The sequence below is a fragment of the Cohnella sp. AR92 genome (assembly GCF_003990975.1).
In the GTDB taxonomy this organism is placed as follows: Bacteria; Bacillota; Bacilli; order Paenibacillales; family Paenibacillaceae; genus Cohnella.
On sequence record NZ_RZJR01000003.1, the window covers coordinates 226,638 to 244,437 of the forward strand.

Annotated in this window: 22 protein-coding genes; 20 read left to right on the forward strand and 2 right to left on the reverse strand. The window is 59.2% G+C overall.

All coding sequences use genetic code 11. The features are described from left to right. Nucleotides 1-115: 115 nt before the first annotated feature. Both ELR57_RS05840 and ELR57_RS05845 read left to right on the forward strand, forming a co-directional pair. A complete protein-coding gene (locus ELR57_RS05840; RefSeq protein ID WP_158629943.1) occupies nucleotides 116-1,636 on the forward strand; it encodes a stalk domain-containing protein in 1,521 nt (506 codons plus the stop codon). A 36-nt stretch (nucleotides 1,637-1,672) separates the two neighbouring features. Beyond that, the gene (locus tag ELR57_RS05845; protein ID WP_126958086.1) at nucleotides 1,673-3,133 is read left to right on the forward strand and encodes a stalk domain-containing protein; all 1,461 of its coding nucleotides are present in this window, start codon (nucleotides 1,673-1,675) and stop codon (nucleotides 3,131-3,133) included. 11 nt (nucleotides 3,134-3,144) lie between these two features. On the opposite strand, the gene ELR57_RS05850 is transcribed toward ELR57_RS05845, so the two are convergent. Further along, on the reverse strand, nucleotides 3,145-3,603 hold the full coding sequence (locus tag ELR57_RS05850; RefSeq protein ID WP_126958087.1) for a DUF441 domain-containing protein: 459 nt from the start codon (nucleotides 3,601-3,603) through the stop codon (nucleotides 3,145-3,147). Between the two features lie 118 nt (nucleotides 3,604-3,721). After that, the gene (comA, locus tag ELR57_RS05855) at nucleotides 3,722-4,540 is read right to left on the reverse strand and encodes a phosphosulfolactate synthase (protein WP_126958088.1); all 819 of its coding nucleotides are present in this window, start codon (nucleotides 4,538-4,540) and stop codon (nucleotides 3,722-3,724) included. A 189-nt stretch (nucleotides 4,541-4,729) separates the two neighbouring features. Between comA and ELR57_RS05860 the strand changes: the two genes are divergently transcribed. From ELR57_RS05860 to xseB, 18 genes are all read left to right on the forward strand, one after another. Continuing rightward, nucleotides 4,730-4,993: a YqhV family protein gene (locus ELR57_RS05860; protein WP_483296220.1), complete on the forward strand. Its 264-nt coding sequence runs from the start codon at nucleotides 4,730-4,732 to the stop codon at nucleotides 4,991-4,993. Nucleotides 4,994-5,091: 98 nt separating this feature from the next. Further along, nucleotides 5,092-6,255 carry a stage III sporulation protein AA gene (spoIIIAA, locus tag ELR57_RS05865; protein ID WP_126958089.1) on the forward strand — a complete coding sequence of 388 codons (1,164 nt, stop codon included), beginning with the start codon at nucleotides 5,092-5,094 and terminating at the stop codon, nucleotides 6,253-6,255. Further along, the gene (spoIIIAB, locus tag ELR57_RS05870; protein WP_126958090.1) at nucleotides 6,252-6,770 is read left to right on the forward strand and encodes a stage III sporulation protein SpoIIIAB; all 519 of its coding nucleotides are present in this window, start codon (nucleotides 6,252-6,254) and stop codon (nucleotides 6,768-6,770) included. Before spoIIIAA ends, spoIIIAB begins: the two co-directional genes overlap by 4 nt. 16 nt (nucleotides 6,771-6,786) lie before the next feature. Next, nucleotides 6,787-6,990: a stage III sporulation protein AC gene (gene spoIIIAC, locus ELR57_RS05875; protein ID WP_126958091.1), complete on the forward strand. Its 204-nt coding sequence runs from the start codon at nucleotides 6,787-6,789 to the stop codon at nucleotides 6,988-6,990. 24 nt (nucleotides 6,991-7,014) lie between these two features. After that, the gene (gene spoIIIAD, locus ELR57_RS05880) at nucleotides 7,015-7,404 is read left to right on the forward strand and encodes a stage III sporulation protein AD (RefSeq protein ID WP_126958092.1); all 390 of its coding nucleotides are present in this window, start codon (nucleotides 7,015-7,017) and stop codon (nucleotides 7,402-7,404) included. Nucleotides 7,405-7,433: 29 nt separating this feature from the next. Beyond that, nucleotides 7,434-8,708: a stage III sporulation protein AE gene (gene spoIIIAE, locus ELR57_RS05885; RefSeq protein WP_238162418.1), complete on the forward strand. Its 1,275-nt coding sequence runs from the start codon at nucleotides 7,434-7,436 to the stop codon at nucleotides 8,706-8,708. A gap of 21 nt (nucleotides 8,709-8,729) precedes the next feature. Then, the gene (spoIIIAF, locus tag ELR57_RS05890; protein WP_126958093.1) at nucleotides 8,730-9,443 is read left to right on the forward strand and encodes a stage III sporulation protein AF; all 714 of its coding nucleotides are present in this window, start codon (nucleotides 8,730-8,732) and stop codon (nucleotides 9,441-9,443) included. Between the two features lie 18 nt (nucleotides 9,444-9,461). Then, entirely contained in the window at nucleotides 9,462-10,115 is a 654-nt protein-coding gene (gene spoIIIAG, locus ELR57_RS05895) for a stage III sporulation protein AG (protein ID WP_126958094.1), read from the forward strand. A gap of 35 nt (nucleotides 10,116-10,150) precedes the next feature. Beyond that, on the forward strand, nucleotides 10,151-10,915 hold the full coding sequence (locus ELR57_RS05900) for a SpoIIIAH-like family protein (RefSeq protein WP_126958095.1): 765 nt from the start codon (nucleotides 10,151-10,153) through the stop codon (nucleotides 10,913-10,915). A 134-nt stretch (nucleotides 10,916-11,049) separates the two neighbouring features. Further along, complete coding sequence (gene accB / locus ELR57_RS05905) at nucleotides 11,050-11,538, forward strand: acetyl-CoA carboxylase biotin carboxyl carrier protein (protein WP_126958096.1); 489 nt, start codon at nucleotides 11,050-11,052, stop codon at nucleotides 11,536-11,538. Nucleotides 11,539-11,596: 58 nt separating this feature from the next. Then, entirely contained in the window at nucleotides 11,597-12,964 is a 1,368-nt protein-coding gene (accC, locus tag ELR57_RS05910; protein ID WP_126958097.1) for an acetyl-CoA carboxylase biotin carboxylase subunit, read from the forward strand. A 108-nt stretch (nucleotides 12,965-13,072) separates the two neighbouring features. After that, nucleotides 13,073-13,480 carry an Asp23/Gls24 family envelope stress response protein gene (locus tag ELR57_RS05915; RefSeq protein WP_126958098.1) on the forward strand — a complete coding sequence of 136 codons (408 nt, stop codon included), beginning with the start codon at nucleotides 13,073-13,075 and terminating at the stop codon, nucleotides 13,478-13,480. A 186-nt stretch (nucleotides 13,481-13,666) separates the two neighbouring features. After that, a complete protein-coding gene (gene amaP, locus ELR57_RS05920) occupies nucleotides 13,667-14,230 on the forward strand; it encodes an alkaline shock response membrane anchor protein AmaP (protein WP_126958099.1) in 564 nt (187 codons plus the stop codon). 18 nt (nucleotides 14,231-14,248) lie between these two features. Beyond that, nucleotides 14,249-14,479, forward strand: a complete 231-nt coding sequence (locus ELR57_RS05925; protein ID WP_126958100.1) for a DUF2273 domain-containing protein — start codon at nucleotides 14,249-14,251, stop codon at nucleotides 14,477-14,479. A 275-nt stretch (nucleotides 14,480-14,754) separates the two neighbouring features. After that, complete coding sequence (gene nusB, locus ELR57_RS05930) at nucleotides 14,755-15,246, forward strand: transcription antitermination factor NusB (RefSeq protein WP_126958101.1); 492 nt, start codon at nucleotides 14,755-14,757, stop codon at nucleotides 15,244-15,246. Beyond that, nucleotides 15,243-16,100, forward strand: a complete 858-nt coding sequence (folD, locus tag ELR57_RS05935; protein WP_126958102.1) for a bifunctional methylenetetrahydrofolate dehydrogenase/methenyltetrahydrofolate cyclohydrolase FolD — start codon at nucleotides 15,243-15,245, stop codon at nucleotides 16,098-16,100. The genes nusB and folD overlap by 4 nt, the downstream gene beginning before the upstream one ends. A gap of 30 nt (nucleotides 16,101-16,130) precedes the next feature. After that, nucleotides 16,131-17,492: an exodeoxyribonuclease VII large subunit gene (gene xseA / locus ELR57_RS05940; RefSeq protein ID WP_126958103.1), complete on the forward strand. Its 1,362-nt coding sequence runs from the start codon at nucleotides 16,131-16,133 to the stop codon at nucleotides 17,490-17,492. Further along, on the forward strand, nucleotides 17,485-17,784 hold the full coding sequence (gene xseB, locus ELR57_RS05945) for an exodeoxyribonuclease VII small subunit (protein ID WP_126958104.1): 300 nt from the start codon (nucleotides 17,485-17,487) through the stop codon (nucleotides 17,782-17,784). Before xseA ends, xseB begins: the two co-directional genes overlap by 8 nt. The last annotated feature ends 16 nt before the right edge of the window (nucleotides 17,785-17,800 follow it).

Genomic DNA, 17,800 nt, shown 5'->3' on the forward strand with positions numbered 1-17,800 from the left:
CATCGATCAACTATCCTTAATAGGAAAAAGAGTCCGACTCTAACGCGAAACTATTCCCCCATACCACGCGTCTACTAAACAAGTACATAACGACTAAAAAATGGGAGCATTCGCGATGAGAAGAAGACTGTTGTACGTTTTGATGACCGGCTCGCTGCTGGCGGGATCGCTCCCGTTCTCCGCGATCGGAGCGGACGCAGCCGAAACTGCGAACGTGGAACAAGCCCAAATGTCCGTGTCCTATGACGTTTCGTCTCTCGTCAAACCCGACGGCACCTACTGGGTATGGGGAGGAGAGGGAATGCCTACCGTGCCGACCCAGGTCCATGGCTTAACGGAAGCGGAGGAGTCTCTAGGCGAACATCTGGTTCGCCGTACGGACGGCACTTTGTGGCATTGGCGGAAGAAGACGGGCGGCTCTGCGGAGTATGACGTACAGAAGATCCCCGAGATTCTCGACCCTGTCGCGGCGATTTCGATCGATTCGGCCGGTGCATCGACGCTCGTTCTGGATCGGGACGGCAGGGTTTATCGATTGGATCGATGGAATTCGAGCACGCAGGAAGGAACCGAACGGCAGTTGAGCGGAATCGACAAGGTTCGAGAGATGACGAAATATGAAGATTTGCAGAATCGCAAGATCCTCTTCGTCTTTCTTAAGGATGACGGAAGCGTATGGCGTTCCGATTCCGGCTTGGCGTCTTTCGTGCAGGCCAAGGAGATCCAAGGAGCCGCGAAAGTGCTGCAAAACGGCGTTCTTCTGAAGGACGGCACCGTGCGGGAGTGGCCGAACGGATATCTGTCGGGAGGCAAGCGAGCGGCCGAAAGCTGGAGCGGCGTTTCTTCCGCTATAGTGCGAGGAGTGGCGAATATTCGTTGGTACCATTCCGACGGACTATCGAGCGTGGCGGTCGACAAAGAGAATCGATTATGGTACTGGGGAGCTAAGGGATATTCCTTCGAGGCTCCGTCCGTTGCCTCCCCCGTCCTCTTGAAGATGGCTCTGAACGTGAAGGAGGCTTACATCGTCAATCGTTCCATCGTCTATCTCACGCAAGAAGGGCACTTCGAGCAAGCCGGCCTTGGAACGATCTGGGCGGGCATGCCGTTTAAGCGCTGGGCGTCGAGCTTCGACGGCGCCGTACCGGGCGCTAAGCACTTGATCCTGCATCGAATGGACGGAACGCTGTGGGGCTGGGGAAGCAACGTCCATAACGAGCTGGGCTTCGGAGACGCCTATGATCGCCTCATTCCGCTCCCCGTTCAGTTCCCGGTCGAGCTTGTCCTGAACGGAGAATCCATTCCCTTGACGAACGGGGTCTTGACCCGGTACGGCCAGTCGTACGTTCCGATGCGATCGATCTTCGAGCGGCTTGGAGCGGCCGTTACCTGGGACGAGCAAGGCAAGATCGCTTCCATCGAGCGCGCGGCCAGCGGGGATAAACCTGCCGTTCGCATGAGGTTCAACTTCAAGAACGATTCGGTCACGTTAAACGAAGAGAAGCTGGCATTCCCGCGCCCGATGCTCAGCGAAGGCGGCATCACTTACCTTCCTCTGAGAGTAGTCAGCGAGTCGCTTGGAGCCAACGTGGAATGGGTAAAGCAAGAGGGACGGATATACATCGAGATGGAGTAGAGCTGACTATGGACTAACTTTCGGGAGGGAACCTTTTTGAGAAAACCGCTTGTTTACGCAGTCCTATCCGCTCTTCTGTTTGGCTCTCTTGCGCCTGCGGCTTCGGCCGAGGGAGCGCAAGATGGCCTGATTGCCTCGTATACGCTCGGTTCGCTGATCAAGTCCGACGGAACCTATTGGATCTGGGGAGAGAACGGCAAGTCGGTGCCGACCCAACTGCACGGGCTAACGAACGTAACCCAAGCCTTCTCCGATGGCTATGTCGAGAAGAAGGATGGCTCCTTGTGGCACTGGGAGGGGAAGCCAGGCTCGCCTACCGGTTACGAGATCCAAGAGATCAAGGGGATCATGCATCCGGTCGACGTGCTTGCAAGCAGCGGGAAAGTGCTCGTTCTCGACGTAGAGGGCCGCGTTTACAAGATGGCCGAGGAGTCGGCGGGGCCGGACTCGGCCGCTTACGCCTTGGTCGACGGAATCGCGGATGTGGTGAAGATGGAAGACGATGGCGGAATCTTCTCTTTCCTGAAGAGAGACGGGTCCGTCTGGCGCTCCGATGCTAAATTCGATTATCTCTGGCAATCAACGGAGCTGGGGGGCGCGGTAGACCTTCAGCAAGGCATCGTGCTGCAGCAGGACGGAACGGTATATGATTGGCCGGAAAGCTACCAGAGCGGAGATTGGCCGCATATTCCGGCGCAAGCCGTTGCCGGATTGCCGGCCGTTCGGGCTATCTGGTCGAATGGGAGAACGAATCTCGCAATCGACAACGAGAATCGCTTGTGGTTCTGGGGCATGACCGTCACCGGGGCCTCGGACGGCACGACCTATCACCGGCAAGCCGTGCCGGTTCTGCTGGCCAACGTGAAGAACGTGCAGTCCGCTTCTATCGTGGGACGCGCCATCGTCGCGTTCACGAAGGAGGGGAAGGTCTACCAAGCCTCGATCGAACGGGAAACGATGCCGTCTAATGCGGAATTCAAACCGATTGCCGGCGGCATTAGCGAGGTGAGAGACGGCCGGGGATACATGATGCTGCAGAAGACGGATGGCACTTTATGGGGCTGGGGCGATATTAACTTCCTGAGGGTTGAAGGGGGAGACGACTACGACTCGCCCGTTCAGCTGCCTGCCCCCATTGAAGTCGTCCTGAACGGGGAATCCGTCGCGCTGTCCAACGGAGTCATCGTTCGCTCCGGGCAGGCCTTTATCCCGCTGCGATCCGTCTTCGAGAAGCTTGGAGCGAAAGTATCCTGGGATAACGAGAGCAAGATCGCGACGGTGGAACGCGCCGCAGCCGACCCAGCGGATTCCGTGAAGGTGCAGCTCAACTTCAAGACCGGAACGATGACATTGAACGGATCGCCTGTCCAACTGCAGAACGGGCTGTTCAGCGCCGAAGGCAGCACCTACCTCCCGCTCCGGTTTATCAGCGAATCTCTTGGGGCGAAGGTCGATTGGCAGGCGAAGCAGGGCAAGATAGCGATTACGATGGCATAACTAAGGCATGCCTACTTGTCGGCGAACATCTGAAGCACCTTCAGGATGAACGCCGTGATTCCCGCCGCCATCAGAGGGCCGACCGGAATGCCGCGCAGGAACACGATTCCGATGATCGAGCCGATGACCAGGCCGACGATCAGCTGCGGGTCTACCTTGAGCAGCTCGAGGCCTTTGCCGTTCATATAAGTGGCGGCGGCTCCTCCGATGAGGGCGACCCAGCCTGTCCAGCTTGTGAAGGCATGCGCGACGTCCTTGAGCTGAACCTTGCCGGCGGCGAACGGAACCAGCACCGCGAGCGTCAGAAACAGCAGGCCGATCTCCAGCCCTCTCCGTTCGATGGCGGGAAGGTATCTCTGAAGGTGAATCAGCTTGACGACCAGCAGAAGGCAGGCAGCGGTCGTGATAATGGGAGAACGGCCCACGAGGCCGATCACGATTAAACCGACTAATACGATTTCGCCGTTCATGAACCACTCACGCCTTCCGGGGGAACTCGGCGGGACGGGCTTGCCGCTCATTTATGCTTATGGAAGGGTCCTTTCGCTTAGAACGACGAGCGAGAGGACCCTTTTCCTGTCCCGAGTCTCAGATCATATAATCCGAGATCAGCCGATGGTGCGCGAAAGTATCCGAACGCAGTCCTCTTCGCAGCGTCTCGAGCGACAAGACGTCGTTCGGCGAGATGTTGCCCAGATTGGCGTCCGTGCCCAGAATGCCGAGCAGCGCGACCTGCTGTTCTTTTCTCGGAGCCTCCCAGAGCAGGCAGCTCATATCCGGGAGCGCCCGGCGAAGCCGGAGCAGCTCCTCCTCGCGGCATTTGCCGCTGTCATCGAACAAGCCGACGCCGACCCCCGATTCCCGGGCTTCGACGGTGATCAGCTCCGCGCCTCTTCCCCGGTCCAGCTCGAACGTCCGCTTCAAATCGTCCAGGACGATCCTCGAGCCCGCTTGTTTTTTGCCGTATTCCGTAAATACCCGCAGCCCCCGCTGAGTCGCTTCCGTGATCAAGCCGTCCCTCTGGCGGCGGGTCAGCTCGATCGTGCCGTCCGACACCTCGACTCCGTCAAAGCCGAGCTCCTGCACCATGTCGAAGAACTCTCCGATCACCTCCAGCCGAAACGCGGCTTCGAGCAGCGTGCCGCCGGGGAAAGTCGCCACGTTGTGCTGTTTGGCCAAGGCGATCTTATCTCGCAGAACGCCGGTCTTATAGAGCGGGGAAGTTCCGAAGCCGAACTTCAGAAGATCGATATAATCTCCGGCGGTCAGGAGCAGGTCGTTAAACGCCGAAGGCCCCAGGCCTTTGTCGATGACCATCGTGAGGCCCGTTTGCCGAGGCTTGCCGTTTCTCTTCTCGGTCGGATCCTCCAACGCGCACGGCCAGACGCGGCCGGTCGTAATATCCATAGACAGCTCTCCTCATGTGAAGGTTGAGTGCGGTTCGTTCATGCTCGATCAATATATGCAGCGAGAGTTAGGCAGGTGCCCGTGCGGCGGAGCGGGAGAATTAGGGTTCCCGTTGGAAAACTAGCAAGTTGGAGCGGGCGGCGGCATAGAGTAGGATACGGCTTCAGTTGGTAGAAAGGGGGGGACCGGGTGGACAAGACTGTGTTTAGCATGGCATTGCTTCGCATTTTCTCGGGGAGCATCGAGCTGACGGCCGCGATCGTCATGCTGAAGATGAACGAAGTGCATAAGGCGCTTGCCGTGAATTCCATGCTGGCGATGGTAGGGCCGCTTGTCTTGCTGACCACAACGACAATCGGGCTCGTCGGCATGGCGGACAAGCTTTCTCCTATGCGCTTTATCTGGGTGACGGTCGGCGTAGCCTGCCTGCTTATCGGCATTCTGAAGAAGTGACGGATCCGGGGACGAATGGGCCAAGCAGGAATAAACGAGTCGTCCAAGCATACACATGAATCAGTAATAGACTTCGATTCGGGAAAGGAGGTCTCCCTATGTCTCCCGCATGGATGGAGCTTTTTCCATCATCGCTGCGAACGATCCTTGGCAGGCTGCCGGACAGCGCGATCGAGTCGCTCGAAGAAGTGCGAGTCCGAGAGGCGAGGCCTCTCGAGATCGCATACGGCGGACGCTTCGCATTCGTGACGCCGGAAGGCGCGATAACCGACGACGATAAGGCAGGCTACCGGCCCGGACGAGAAGATTGCCGGGCTTTCCTGGAGAGAGTGACCGACTACTCTCTGTATGCCGTAGAGGAAGAATTGAAGCGAGGCTATGTGACGGTGGCCGGCGGTCATCGCGTCGGACTGGCCGGGCGAACGGTGCTCGACGGCGGCCGGGTGCGCCACCTGCGGGACGTGGCCGCCTTCAATGTCCGCATTGCCAGGGCAAGGATCGGCTGCGCCGCTCCGGTGCTTCCGGCTCTGCTCGATCCGCTCGCCCGCTCGATCCGGCACACGCTTCTGGTATCCGCCCCCCAGCAAGGCAAGACGACTCTGCTTCGGGATCTGGCCCGAGCGATCAGCTCGGGGGAATGGAATCATCCCTCGGCGCGAAGCTGGAGGGGGAGGAAGGTCGGCATCGTCGACGAGAGGTCGGAGATCGCCGCTTGCGAGAGCGGAGTTCCCACCTTCGATCTCGGCCCTCGAACAGACGTGCTGGACGCGTGTCCGAAGGCGGAGGGGATGATGATGCTCGTTCGCTCGATGTCCCCGGAGGTCGTCGTGGTGGACGAGATCGGCCGGCCGGAGGACGCGGACGCGCTCCGGGAGGCGCTGCATGCCGGTGTTAGGGTGCTGGCCACCGCGCACGCGTCCGATCTAGCGGATGTCTTCGAGCGCCCGGTTCTGTCGTCCTTGGCCCGAGAGGGGATGTTCGGGGCCTATATCCTCCTCTCCCGTTCGGGGAATGAGGTCCGCCATCGGGTCTTCGGAGCGAGGGAGGCGGAGGAAGAAGGGCTCCGGCGCCGGAGAGGAGCTTGGAGCATCGCGCCCCGGGACGCTCCGGCATCGGAGGCCAAGCCTCCCGCGAACGCGTTCGCGAGCGATCGGAACGAGCCGGCCGGTCCTCCCGGGGAAGCGCTGGAGCTGGCTCTCAAAGCCCGCCCTCTGCCGCTCATTCGATCCCCGGCCGACGGGGAGGGAGGGCATGGCTTATGATCAAGCTAATCGGCGCCGCCTTGGTGCTCTTCGCCGGCACGATGATCGGCTTCCTTCAAGCCGCCAGGTTCGCCGAGCGTCCCAAGCAGATCCGCCATCTGCTGCATGCCCTGCAGCGGCTGGAGACGGAGATCGGCTACGGACAGACCCCTCTGCCGGAAGCTTTGTCTCGAGTGGCTCGGGTGCTGCCGCCGGTTCTGGCCGTGCTGTTCGAGCGTATCTCGAAGGAGCTGAGATCCGTCTCCGGCGAGACCGTGAAGGACGCTTGGGAACGGATCATGAACGAGGGATGGCCGGCGACGGCCATGAAAGCGGGCGAGAAGGAAGCGATTCTGCGCCTCGGTTCTTCGCTTGGCGGAAGCGGGAGAGACGACCAGCTCAAGCACGTTCGGCTGGCTGTGCTTCAGCTTCAAGACGAGGAAGCGGCGGCGAGGGAAGATCAAGCGAAGTACGAGAGGCTGAGCCGAAGCCTGGGAGTTCTGGGAGCGGCCCTGGTCGTCATCCTGATGATGTAAGTAGGGGGCCGATTCAATGGGTATTGACGTCAGCACGATATTCCAAATCGCCGGAATCGGCATCATCATCGCCATGATTCATACCGTCCTCAAACAGATGGGCAAGGAAGATATGGCGCATTGGGTCACCGTCATCGGCTTCGTCGTGGTGCTGTTCATGGTCGTGCGGCTGCTCAATGAATTGTTCCAGGAGATCAAGTCGATCTTCCTGTTCCAGTAGCGACGAACAGGGCGGGTGAACGCAGTGGAGATTCTGCAGATCGTTGGCATCGGGCTGCTCGCGACCATCCTTATTCTCGTCATACGGGAACAGAAGCCGATGTTCGCCCTGCTTCTGTCCGCTTTCGTCGGGATCGGGATCTTCCTGGCGATGATCGGCAAGATCAGCAGCGTCGTAACCGTATTGGAGCAGCTTGCGGACCGCTCCGGCATTCCGTCCGTCTACCTGAAGACGATGCTCAAGATCATCGGAATCGCCTACATCGCGGAGTTCGGAGCCCAGATCATTCGCGACGCGGGAATGGAGAGCGTGGCTTCCAGGGTTGAATTCGCGGGCAAGATGCTCATTCTCGTCATGGCGGTGCCGATCATCAGCGTCATTATCGAAACGGTGCTCAATCTGCTGCCCGCCTAAACGCAACGCCCCGAAGGGAGAGAAGTCTCGTGCCGCCTATCCTCGCCGCGAACCGCCGGCCGGGCTTTCTGTCCCTGGTATTTTTCCTATCCGTGCTGATTCTGGTCTGGCTGGCTCCGTCCGCTCCTGCGAGCGCCGCGGGTTCGCCGGCAGCGGCTCCCTCTTCGCAGCAAGACGCGGACGCGGGACAAGCGGGAGAGGCGGGCGGACTGGCATCGGAGCTGGCCAAGCAGCAGGCGGGAGAGGTGGACTTCAGCCAGATCGAGCAATATTGGAAGCAGCTGAGCAACGACTACGGCGGCTATTTCCCGGACGGGAAAGTGCCGGATTTGAAGGATCTGATGTTCCCGGACGGCAAAGGCTTCAGTACCGAGCAGATCCTGATGGGCCTGGTTAAGTTCTTCCTTCACGAGCTTCTCTACAGCGGCAAGCTGATCGTGACGATCGTCATGTTGGCCGTCTTCACGATGATCCTGGAGACGATGCAGAACGCGTTCGAACGCAACGCGGTCAGCAAGGTCGCTTATGCGATCGCTTATCTGGTGCTTCTCATCATCGCGGTGAACAGCTTCCGGACGGCGACGCAATACGCCGCGGACGCGATCGGCAACATGGTTCAATTCATGCTGGCCACCGTGCCTCTGCTGCTTACGCTTCTGGCAAGCACGGGCAGCTACACGACGGTCGCGGTGCTTCACCCGCTCATCGTGTTCATGATCCATACGGTCGGCACCTTGATTCACCTGTTCGTGTTCCCGCTGCTCTTCTTCTCGGCGGTCCTGCATCTGGTCAGCACGATCAGCGATCGGTACAAAGTCACGCAGCTGGCGAATTTGCTTCGAACGGCCGGCGTCGGGTTCCTCGGGGTGCTGCTCACCTTGTTCCTGGGAGTACTGTCCATACAAGGGGCGACGGGAGCCGTCGCCGACGGGATCGCGATCAAGACGACGAAGTTCGTGACCTCCAACTTCGTGCCGGTCGTCGGCAAGATGTTCTCGGACGCCGCGGACACGGTGCTCTCGGCGAGCATGCTCGTCAAGAACGCCGTCGGATTGGCGGGCGTCGTCATCCTGCTCTTCCTATGCGCCTTCCCGGCCATCAAGATCCTTACGCTCGCGCTCATCTACAACCTGTCCGCCGCCGTGCTTCAGCCTCTTGGAGATACGCCGATCGTGCAGAGCCTGCAGATCATCGGGAAGACCCTCGTCTTCGTGTTCGCCGCCCTGGCCGCGGTAAGCCTCATGTTCTTCCTGGCCGTCACGATCATACTGACCGCAGGCAACGCTTCCATCATGATGCGTTAGCGAAGGGAGGAAGCGAACGGGATGATGACCGCCTTATCCGAATGGTTGAAGCAGGTAATCGCCGTCGTGCTGCTGGCCTCGCTGGTCGATCTGCTGCTCCCGAACAAGACGATGCAGCGATATGTCCGATTGATCGCAGGCCTGTTCATCCTTCTAACGCTGATAGGTCCCATGCTGTCTTGGGTCAAGTCCGACTTCGGCACGAAGCTCGCGGACAGCATCGAATCGATCGATTTGCGCCCGGGCGCCTCCGACCTGGAGCTTGCCCAGATCGAGGAGAACGCTTCGAAGCTGCGGATGTCGCGGGAGGAGCAGGCGGCCAGTCTCGCCTCCGCCCAATTGGCGGCGCAGATTCGCCAGACGGTCGAGACGGAAGGGAAAGCGGACGTTAGGGACGTTCGGGTGAAGGCGACGCCCGACGGGAAAGGCGGGCTGCAGGTGGAGTCCGTCGCCATCGTTCTGGCCGAGCCGTCCGCCGCCGGCTCCGAACAAGACGGCTCGGCCGGCGCGGCGAATCCGATCCGGGAGGTTGCCCCCGTTATCATCGATCTGGGAGAGATCGGCAGGGGCGAAGGGACGGACGAAGACCGGCCGGTTCAAGCGGAGGCGGAGACCGAGGAGACCGAGGAGGCCAAGCGGTTCAAAGAGCAGGTAGCCGCGCTCGTGTCCGCCAGGTACGGCATGGGGACGGATCGGATAAGCATCATGGTCGACGGTGCCGCGACCAAATCCTGAAGCAGGGAGGCGAGAGGAATGGCGAAGTGGCTGCAGCAGTTGGAATCGTTCATCGGGGGAGGCCCGGGCGGGCCGAAGCGAATCAAGGCATTCCGCTGGCTCGTCCTTATCGGCCTGCTGGGCGCAGCCTTGCTGCTCGTCGCCTCCTTCCTCAACGTGAAGACGATCGATCCGGCGAAGGACCCCGGACTGTCGCCGCCGAACGACGGAGAAGGCCAACCCATGCAGCAGGAGACGTTCCTGAACAGCGAGGATAACGCCAAGGATCCTTTTCTCGATATCGAGCAGTCGCTGGAGAACCGCATCAAAGGAATGCTTGAGAATATCGTCGGAGTGGGCACGGTCGACGTTCTCATCACCATCGATTCGACCGAGGAGACGATCGTGCAGCTTAACGAGGAGTATCAGCAGCAGATCACCAACGAGGAAGACAAGAACGGGGCTACGCGTCATATCACGCAGATCAACAAGAAGGGACAGGTCGTCCTGTATGAGGTATCCGGCGGTCAAGCGCCAATCGTGGTCAAGAAAGTGAATCCGAAAATAAGAGGCGTGCTGATCGTCGCGAAGGGCGCGGAGAATGCGACCGTCCACCGAATCGTCGCCGAAGCCGTAGCCAGAGGGCTGGACGTTCCGATCCACCGGATCTCGGTCGTCCCCCGCAAGCAATAGAGAACGACCGATAACGAAATGGGAGGCTATGAAGGATGAATAACAGAAGACAAACGATCTGGCTGGTGTCCATGCTGAGCTTGATGGTGATTCTGTCGGCGTACTACTTGTTTACCGAAGATCCGAACCCGGCCGGGCAGCCGGTCCATCAAGAGGCGCAGACGGACGGGCTGGGCACGGATAACCAGACCGGCGTGCAGATCACCCAGATCGACGCCGCTTCCGGTTCCGGCGCGACGGATAAAGGAACGAACGGCAAAGGGACGACGGACCCGGCTGCGAAGGATCCGGCCGCGACCAACCAGGCAGCGACGGACGAGGAAGACACGATCGTCGGAACGGACGGGAAGGATACGTCCGCGACCGCTAATCCGGCCGACGGCAGCGGGAAGTCCGGGAAGTCCGACGAGGAAGTGATGAACAGCATGTCTTCCTCCCTTACGGGCCGCGAATACTTCGACGACCTTCAGCTTAAGAGAATGGAAGCCTACTCCAAGGAAGAAGAGCGCCTTAACGCGATTCTCGCGGATACGTCGAACAGCACCGCTGAAGAAGCTTCGTCCGCAGCCGAGCAATTGACTCGCCTGGACGCGATCGAAGAGAAGATTTCGAGCCTGGAAGACAAGTTGACCGCCAGCTACGAGAATGCGGTCGTCGAAGAAGAGAACAGCAATTACAAGGTCGTCGTCCAAGCCGACAAGCTGGACAAAGCGCAAGCCGTCTCGATCCTCGATCTGGCGGCCAAGGAGCTTGGCGTGACGCCGAGCCAGCTGACGGTGCAATACATTCCTAATCCCTAAGATGGAACCTCGATGAGCTCGGCTATTGGCCGGGCTCTTTCCATTTCATTCGATTATGATATAATAGTTCCGTTATCGGAACGTTAATAGATGCCGAAGACGGGGAACCCCCGAAACCAAGGAGTGTCCGAACAATGTTTAAGTTAAGCGAGATTAAAGAATTGATTAAATTAGTGGATCAAACTTCCGTTCACGAACTCGAGATCGAGAACGAAGGAGCGCGCCTTGCGATTCGCAAGCCGGGCAAGACGGAAGTCCTAAACGTCCAAACATCGCCAGTCGCGCATACATATGTGCAAGCGCCTGCTCAAGCGGTTCCAGCCGCGCCGGCCGCTCCGGCCGCCGAGACGGAAGCGAAGAGCGAATCGAACAGCCGCGCCGGCTTGCATTCGATCGTATCCCCGATGGTAGGCACGTTCTACCGTTCTCCTTCGCCGGATGCGCCTGCGTTCGTCAACACGGGCGACCGCGTGAACGAGAAGACCGTCGTCTGCATTCTGGAAGCCATGAAGCTGATGAATCCTCTCGAAGCGGAAGTCAAAGGCGAGATCGTCGAGATTCTAGCCGAGAACGGCCAATTGGTTGAATTCGGCCAGCCGTTGTTCCTCGTTAAACCGGAATAATAGCCATTCGTAGAAGGCCTTTGAACGCGCCGGTTCCAACAAAGGAGGATTTCTGGTCTTGAAAATTCAAAAAATCTTGGTGGCTAATCGCGGGGAGATCGCGGTTCGCATCATTCGCGCCTGCCGCGAACTGGGAATTACGACGGTTGCGGTTTATTCCGAAGCCGACCGCGAATCCTTGCATGTCCGCATGGCCGATGAATCGTACTGCATCGGTCCAACCGCCTCCAAAGACAGCTATCTCAATCTGACGAATATCATGAGCGTTGCCACTCTGACGGAGTGCGACGCCATTCACCCCGGATACGGCTTCTTGTCCGAGAACGCCGACTTCGCGGACATCTGCGAGAGCTGCAACATCACCTTCATCGGACCGTCCGCGGACGCGATCTCCCGCATGGGCGACAAGTCCGTCGCCAAGCAGACGATGAAGGAAGCCGACGTTCCGGTCATTCCGGGCTCGGACGGCTTGATCGAAGACATCGACGAGGCGGTCCGCATCGCCCGCGAGATCGGTTATCCCGTCATCATCAAGGCGACGGCGGGCGGCGGCGGCCGGGGGATCCGGCTAGCCGACGACGAGGAGATGCTCGTTCGCGAGATCTCGACGGCGCAGCAGGAAGCGGAGAAGGCGTTCGGCAACGCCGGCGTCTATCTTGAGAAGTATCTGACGGGCATGAAGCACGTCGAGATCCAGATCATCGCCGACAAGCACGGCAACGTCTGCCACCTCGGCGAGCGCGACTGCTCGGTGCAGCGCCGCCGCCAGAAGCTGGTCGAAGAAGCGCCTTGCCCGGTCATGACCCCGGCGCTTCGCGAGCGCATGGGCCAAGCGGCGGTGCGCGCGGCCAAGGCGGTCGATTATTCCGGCGCGGGAACGATCGAATTCCTGCTCGGACCGGACGGTCAATTCTACTTCATGGAGATGAACACTCGGATCCAGGTCGAGCATCCGGTCACCGAGATGATCACGAACGTCGATCTGATCAAAGAGATGATCTCCGTCGCCGAAGGCAACCCGTTGTCCTTCACGCAGGAGCAGGTGAAGTTCCAAGGCGCCGCGATCGAGTTCCGCATCAACGCGGAGGATCCGGACCGCAACTTCATGCCTTCTCCGGGCAGGATCGGCTTCTATCTGCCTCCGGGCGGGCCGGGAGTGCGCGTGGACAGCGGCGCTTATCCGCAGTACATGATCTCGCCGCACTACGATTCCATGGTGGCGAAGCTGATCGTGTGGGCGCCAACCCGCGAGGAAGCGATCGCCCGCGGACGACGCGCCCTGAGCGAATTCGTGATCGAAGGAGTCAAGACGACGATCCCGTTCCACCTGAAGCTGCTGGAGCATCCGATTTTCCATAAAGGGACGTTCGATATCAAGTTCCTGGAAGAGTACGATATTCATGCTCCTATCGCAGAAGAAGAATAAGCAAGTCCGAAGGAGTTTGTCATAAATCTTCGGCAATGCTATAGTATGAATTAGAATCACGATGCCGCATTGGAGCGGCATGATGGAATCAAGGAGGTGGATTGAAGAATGGAAACATTGGTGCCGGATTACGAAAGGACCGAGATGGGAACCATTCAGATCGCTCCGGAAGTCATTGAGGTTATTGCGGGCTTGGCGACCGTCGAGGTTGATGGAGTAGCGGGAATGAGCGGGGGCATCTCCTCCGGGATCGCCGAGCTGCTCGGACGCAAGAATCTGTCCAAAGGCGTAAAGGTAGAGGTCGGCCAGCGCGAAGCCGCTGTCGACGTTAACATCGTCGTGGAATACGGCAGACGAATCCCAGAGGTCGCTTCGGAGATTCAACGCAGCGTGAAGCGCTCGATCGAAGTCATGACCGGCCTAAACGTCGTCGAAGTGAACGTACATATCCATGACGTTCAGTTCAAAGCCGCCGAGAAGATAGAAGAAGATGAGACGCATGCGCGTGTCCGATAACGCATCCGCTTAAAGGCATGGCCAAGGCGGACGTACCATTCGGCTTGCGAATGCCGGCGCGTGACGGCCGATTCCTCGCGAGGGTCGGCTGTTAGGCGCTTTTTCTCCATCATTCGGGGTTAATAGGCTTAACGCCTATGCTAGAGACAGGAGCTCAAGGCAGGTCAGGACTGGAGGAGACTCAAGTTGATCAAAGTAGTGGATAGGCTGCTCTTATTCGTGTACAGCCTGGCGATCGGAATCGCATCCGTATTCGCGATCATCATGGCTGCCGGAGGCTTCGACGCCGGCTGGCTTAAAGACGTCGTGGATGATATCGTCGGCGAGAACGGCGCTATTCAAGTGACGGTTATCGTGGCGGCCATCCTGGTTCTTCTCTTTAGCCTTAGATTCTTTATCTTGTCCTTCAAGCGTTCCGGGGGACATGCTCCTTCCATCAATCAGCGCACGGAGCATGGCGATATCCGCATCTCGGTCGACACGGTCGAGAATTTGGCTCTTAAGGCGGCTTCCCGCACGCGCGGGGTCAAGGACCTGAAAGCCCGCGTCCGAGCGGCCGACTCCGGCTTGCAAATCATGATTCGGGCGTTCGTCGACGGAGACACGCCGATTCCGGCGCTGTCGGAGGAGATGCAGAAGACGGTTTCCGAGCTCGTCCAGGAGACGACGGGGATTCCTGTCGCGGAGGTATCCGTCTACATAGCGAATGTGACGCAGGCACCGACCACGTACAAGAGCCGCGTGGAATAAAGGGAGGGGACGCCACCCATGTGGAAGGAATGGTGGGAGACCTACGGCGGACGCTCAGTCGGAATAGCGGCAGGATTTCTGCTCGGAATCATTTATCTGATCAGCGGATTTTGGGATATGCTGTTCTTCGCGCTCCTTATGGGCGTAGGTTATGCGATCGGCAAGAACAAGGATCTCAAGCGCGGCCCGCTGCTGCCTTGGGGACGATTGACCGAATGGATGAACGACCGTTGGCCCTGGACAAGATAATTCGAACGCAGCCCGCCGGCAGCTGCATGCGGCACGGCCATTCAGAGGCATCCCTAAACGTCGAGCGATCGTCGATTAGGGATCGACGCATGTATGGGCGGGTAAGCCGTTAAAGGCTTTCGACCGCGAGCTTCACGGGCGTCTCGGGTATGACCATGCTTCTTCTGCGCCGCAACGGCATCGATTGGGCATTGGCTTGGGTATGGATCTAGCCCCAAACGGGGATAGGAAATAATGGATGGATGCAAAGTTCTCGGAACTCGATCGGAGGATTCATGAAGCGTAGATTGGCTAGAGAAGTAACGGTGCAATGTCTGTACCAGATGGAAATGAACGGAGTAGAAGCCGGAACGGCTGTCGATACCGTAATGGATGAGGTCCGCCAGGATAACGAGATCGAAGCGGATGTCGAGGGCGTTATCGCCGTCGACGCTTTCACGCGCGAACTCGTGCAGGGCGTATCCGATAAGCGCGAGGAATTGGACGGCAAGCTCGCCGCCTACCTGACGGGCTGGCAAGTCGATCGTCTGTCCCGCGTCGACCGCCAGATCCTGCGGCTCGCCGCTTATGAGTTGGAATACCGGACGGAGGTGCCGGCCAAGGTCGTCGTCAATGAAGCGATCGAGCTGGCTAAGCACTTCGGAACCGAAGAGTCCGGCAAGTTCGTCAATGGCGTTCTGGGCCGCATGATTCGCGAGAAGCAGGCGGGCAAGGAATCGCAGGCCACTTCGGCCTCAAGCCAAGCGGAGGAAGGGGATCAGGCATGAGCGCGCAAGTAATCGACGGCAAGCTGATATCGGACACGATACGCGAAGAGATCAAAGCGGATGTCGCTTCGCTGCTGGAGAAGGGAATTCGACCGGGATTGGCCGTCGTTCTCGTCGGGGAAGACCCGGCCTCCCAGGTATACGTTCGCAACAAAGCCAAAGCCTGCGAGGATCTGGGGTTCTATTCGGAGGTTCATCGCCTGTCCGCCGAAACGACCCAAGACGAGCTTCTGCAGCTGATCGACAAGTTGAACGGACAAGCTTCCATTCATGGCATTCTGGTTCAGCTCCCGCTGCCCAAGCATCTGGAAGAGAAGCCGGTCATCGACGCCATCTCGGTGGTGAAGGACGTCGACGGCTTCCATCCCATCAACGTCGGCAATCTGATGATCGGGGACGATTCTTTGCTGCCGTGCACCCCGGCGGGCTGCATCGAGCTGCTCAAACGCACGGGCAATTCGCCCGCGGGCAAGCACGCCGTCGTGATCGGCCGAAGCAATATCGTCGGCAAGCCGGTATCGCTTCTGCTGCTCCGAGAGAATGCGACGGTAACCATCTGCCATTCTCGGACGCCTAATCTTCCGGAAGTTGCTAGAGAAGCGGACATCGTCGTTGCAGCCGTCGGAGTTCCGAAGATGGTCAAACGCGATTGGGTAAAGCCGGGCGCCGTCGTCATCGATGTCGGCATCAACCGTCTTCCGGACGGCAAGCTGTGCGGCGACGTCGATTATGATGACGTGGCCGAAGTGGCGGGCTGGATCACTCCCGTTCCGCGGGGCGTCGGTCCGATGACGATCACGATGCTGATGGCCAATACGCTCAAAGCCGCCAAAAGAACGAACGGCATCCAATAGAACGGTTATTTGCGGAGCGGAGGCGAACAGATGGAACCATCGCGCGTGCTGAGCATCCGCGACGTCAATCGCTACATCAAGATGAAGCTGGAGGGAGACCGCCAGCTTCAAGACGTATGGCTGCGCGGGGAAATCTCGAATTTCACCCGGCATTCCAGCGGACATATGTACTTCACGCTCAAGGATGAGAGCGGGAGGTTAAAGAGCATCATGTTCTCCTCGCACAACCAGAAGCTTCCCTTCGTTCCGAAAGACGGAATGAAGGTGCTTGCGCGAGGAGGCGTTTCTGTCTATGAACGCGATGGACAGTATCAATTCTACGTGACGGCAATGCAGCCGGACGGGATCGGGAGCCTGTATCTCGCGTTCGAGCAGCTTAAACGGAAGCTAGAGACAGAAGGGCTGTTCTCGGAGCAGCTCAAGAGGCCGCTTCCCCGTTATCCTCGCGCGATCGGAGTGATCACTTCCCCGACGGGAGCGGCGGTTCGGGATATCCTGATTACGCTCCAGCGCAGGCATCCCTCCGTACCCGTTCTGCTCTATCCGGTATCCGTGCAGGGGACGACGGCAGCTCCTTCGATCGTCAAGGCCATCGCGGCCATGAACCGCCTTGGGGAAGCCGACGTATTGATCGTCGGCCGCGGAGGCGGCTCTCTTGAAGAGCTCTGGGCATTCAATGAAGAGGAAGTCGCACGTGCCATACGACAATCGGCCATTCCGATCATCTCGGCCGTCGGGCACGAGACGGACTTCACGATCGCCGATTTCGCCGCAGACCTTCGAGCCGCAACCCCGACCGCGGCAGCGGAGCTAGCCGTGCCGCATGCGGCCGAATTGCGCCAGCAGCTGAGTTCGATGGAGGTACGCATGGCGAAGTCTCTCCGGCTGACCGTCGCGAAGTCTCGTGAACGCTGGCGCCATGCGGCTCGTTCGCCGTACTTCACGCAGCCGAGAAGAGCGCTTCTGGCAAGAGCCGAACAGTTGGATCGCCTCCGAGACCGATTGAAGTATCGGGCGGAAGGGCATCTGGCTCGCGCGAAGCAGCAGCTATCCCGGCTGGAAGGCCGCTTGGCGGCGGTCAGCCCGGCAGAGCAGGCAGCCTTCGCCAGGAAGCGGGCGGATAACGCGGCGAAGGGGCTCTCGCTGGCGATGCGGGCCGCGTTGCGCGAGAAGCGCAGCCGATTCGGGCATGGACTTCGGCAATTGGATGCGCTAAGTCCGCTGAAGATCATGGCCAGAGGCTACAGCCTGGTGTACGACGAACAAGAAAAATCACTCATTCGCACGATAAACGAGGTTCAGCCTGGCGATGTCGTTAGAGTCCGTCTGGCGGACGGGCGATTGGAATGCCAGGTATGGGCTCTTCATGAGGAGGAGATCGGGAATGGCTAAAGCTAACGAGCAGCAGGTGGCTTCCGACAACCTGGCTGCCGTCGACGGAGAGCTTGCTCTGTCGTTCGAGGAAGCGATGGACCGCCTCGAGAGAATCGTGTCCCAGCTGGAGAGCACGGACGTGCCGCTCGAAACGGCCATCGAGCTCTATCAAGAGGGCATCGCGCTCTCCCGTCTCTGCGGGCAGAAGCTGGAGCAGGTCGAGCGCCGGATCGAGATGCTCGTCGAAGACGAGAACGGCCTTCAGCGGAAGCCGTTCGGGGCCTTGCGCGAGGAACCGGGAGCGGAATAAAAGGAGAGTAACCGAA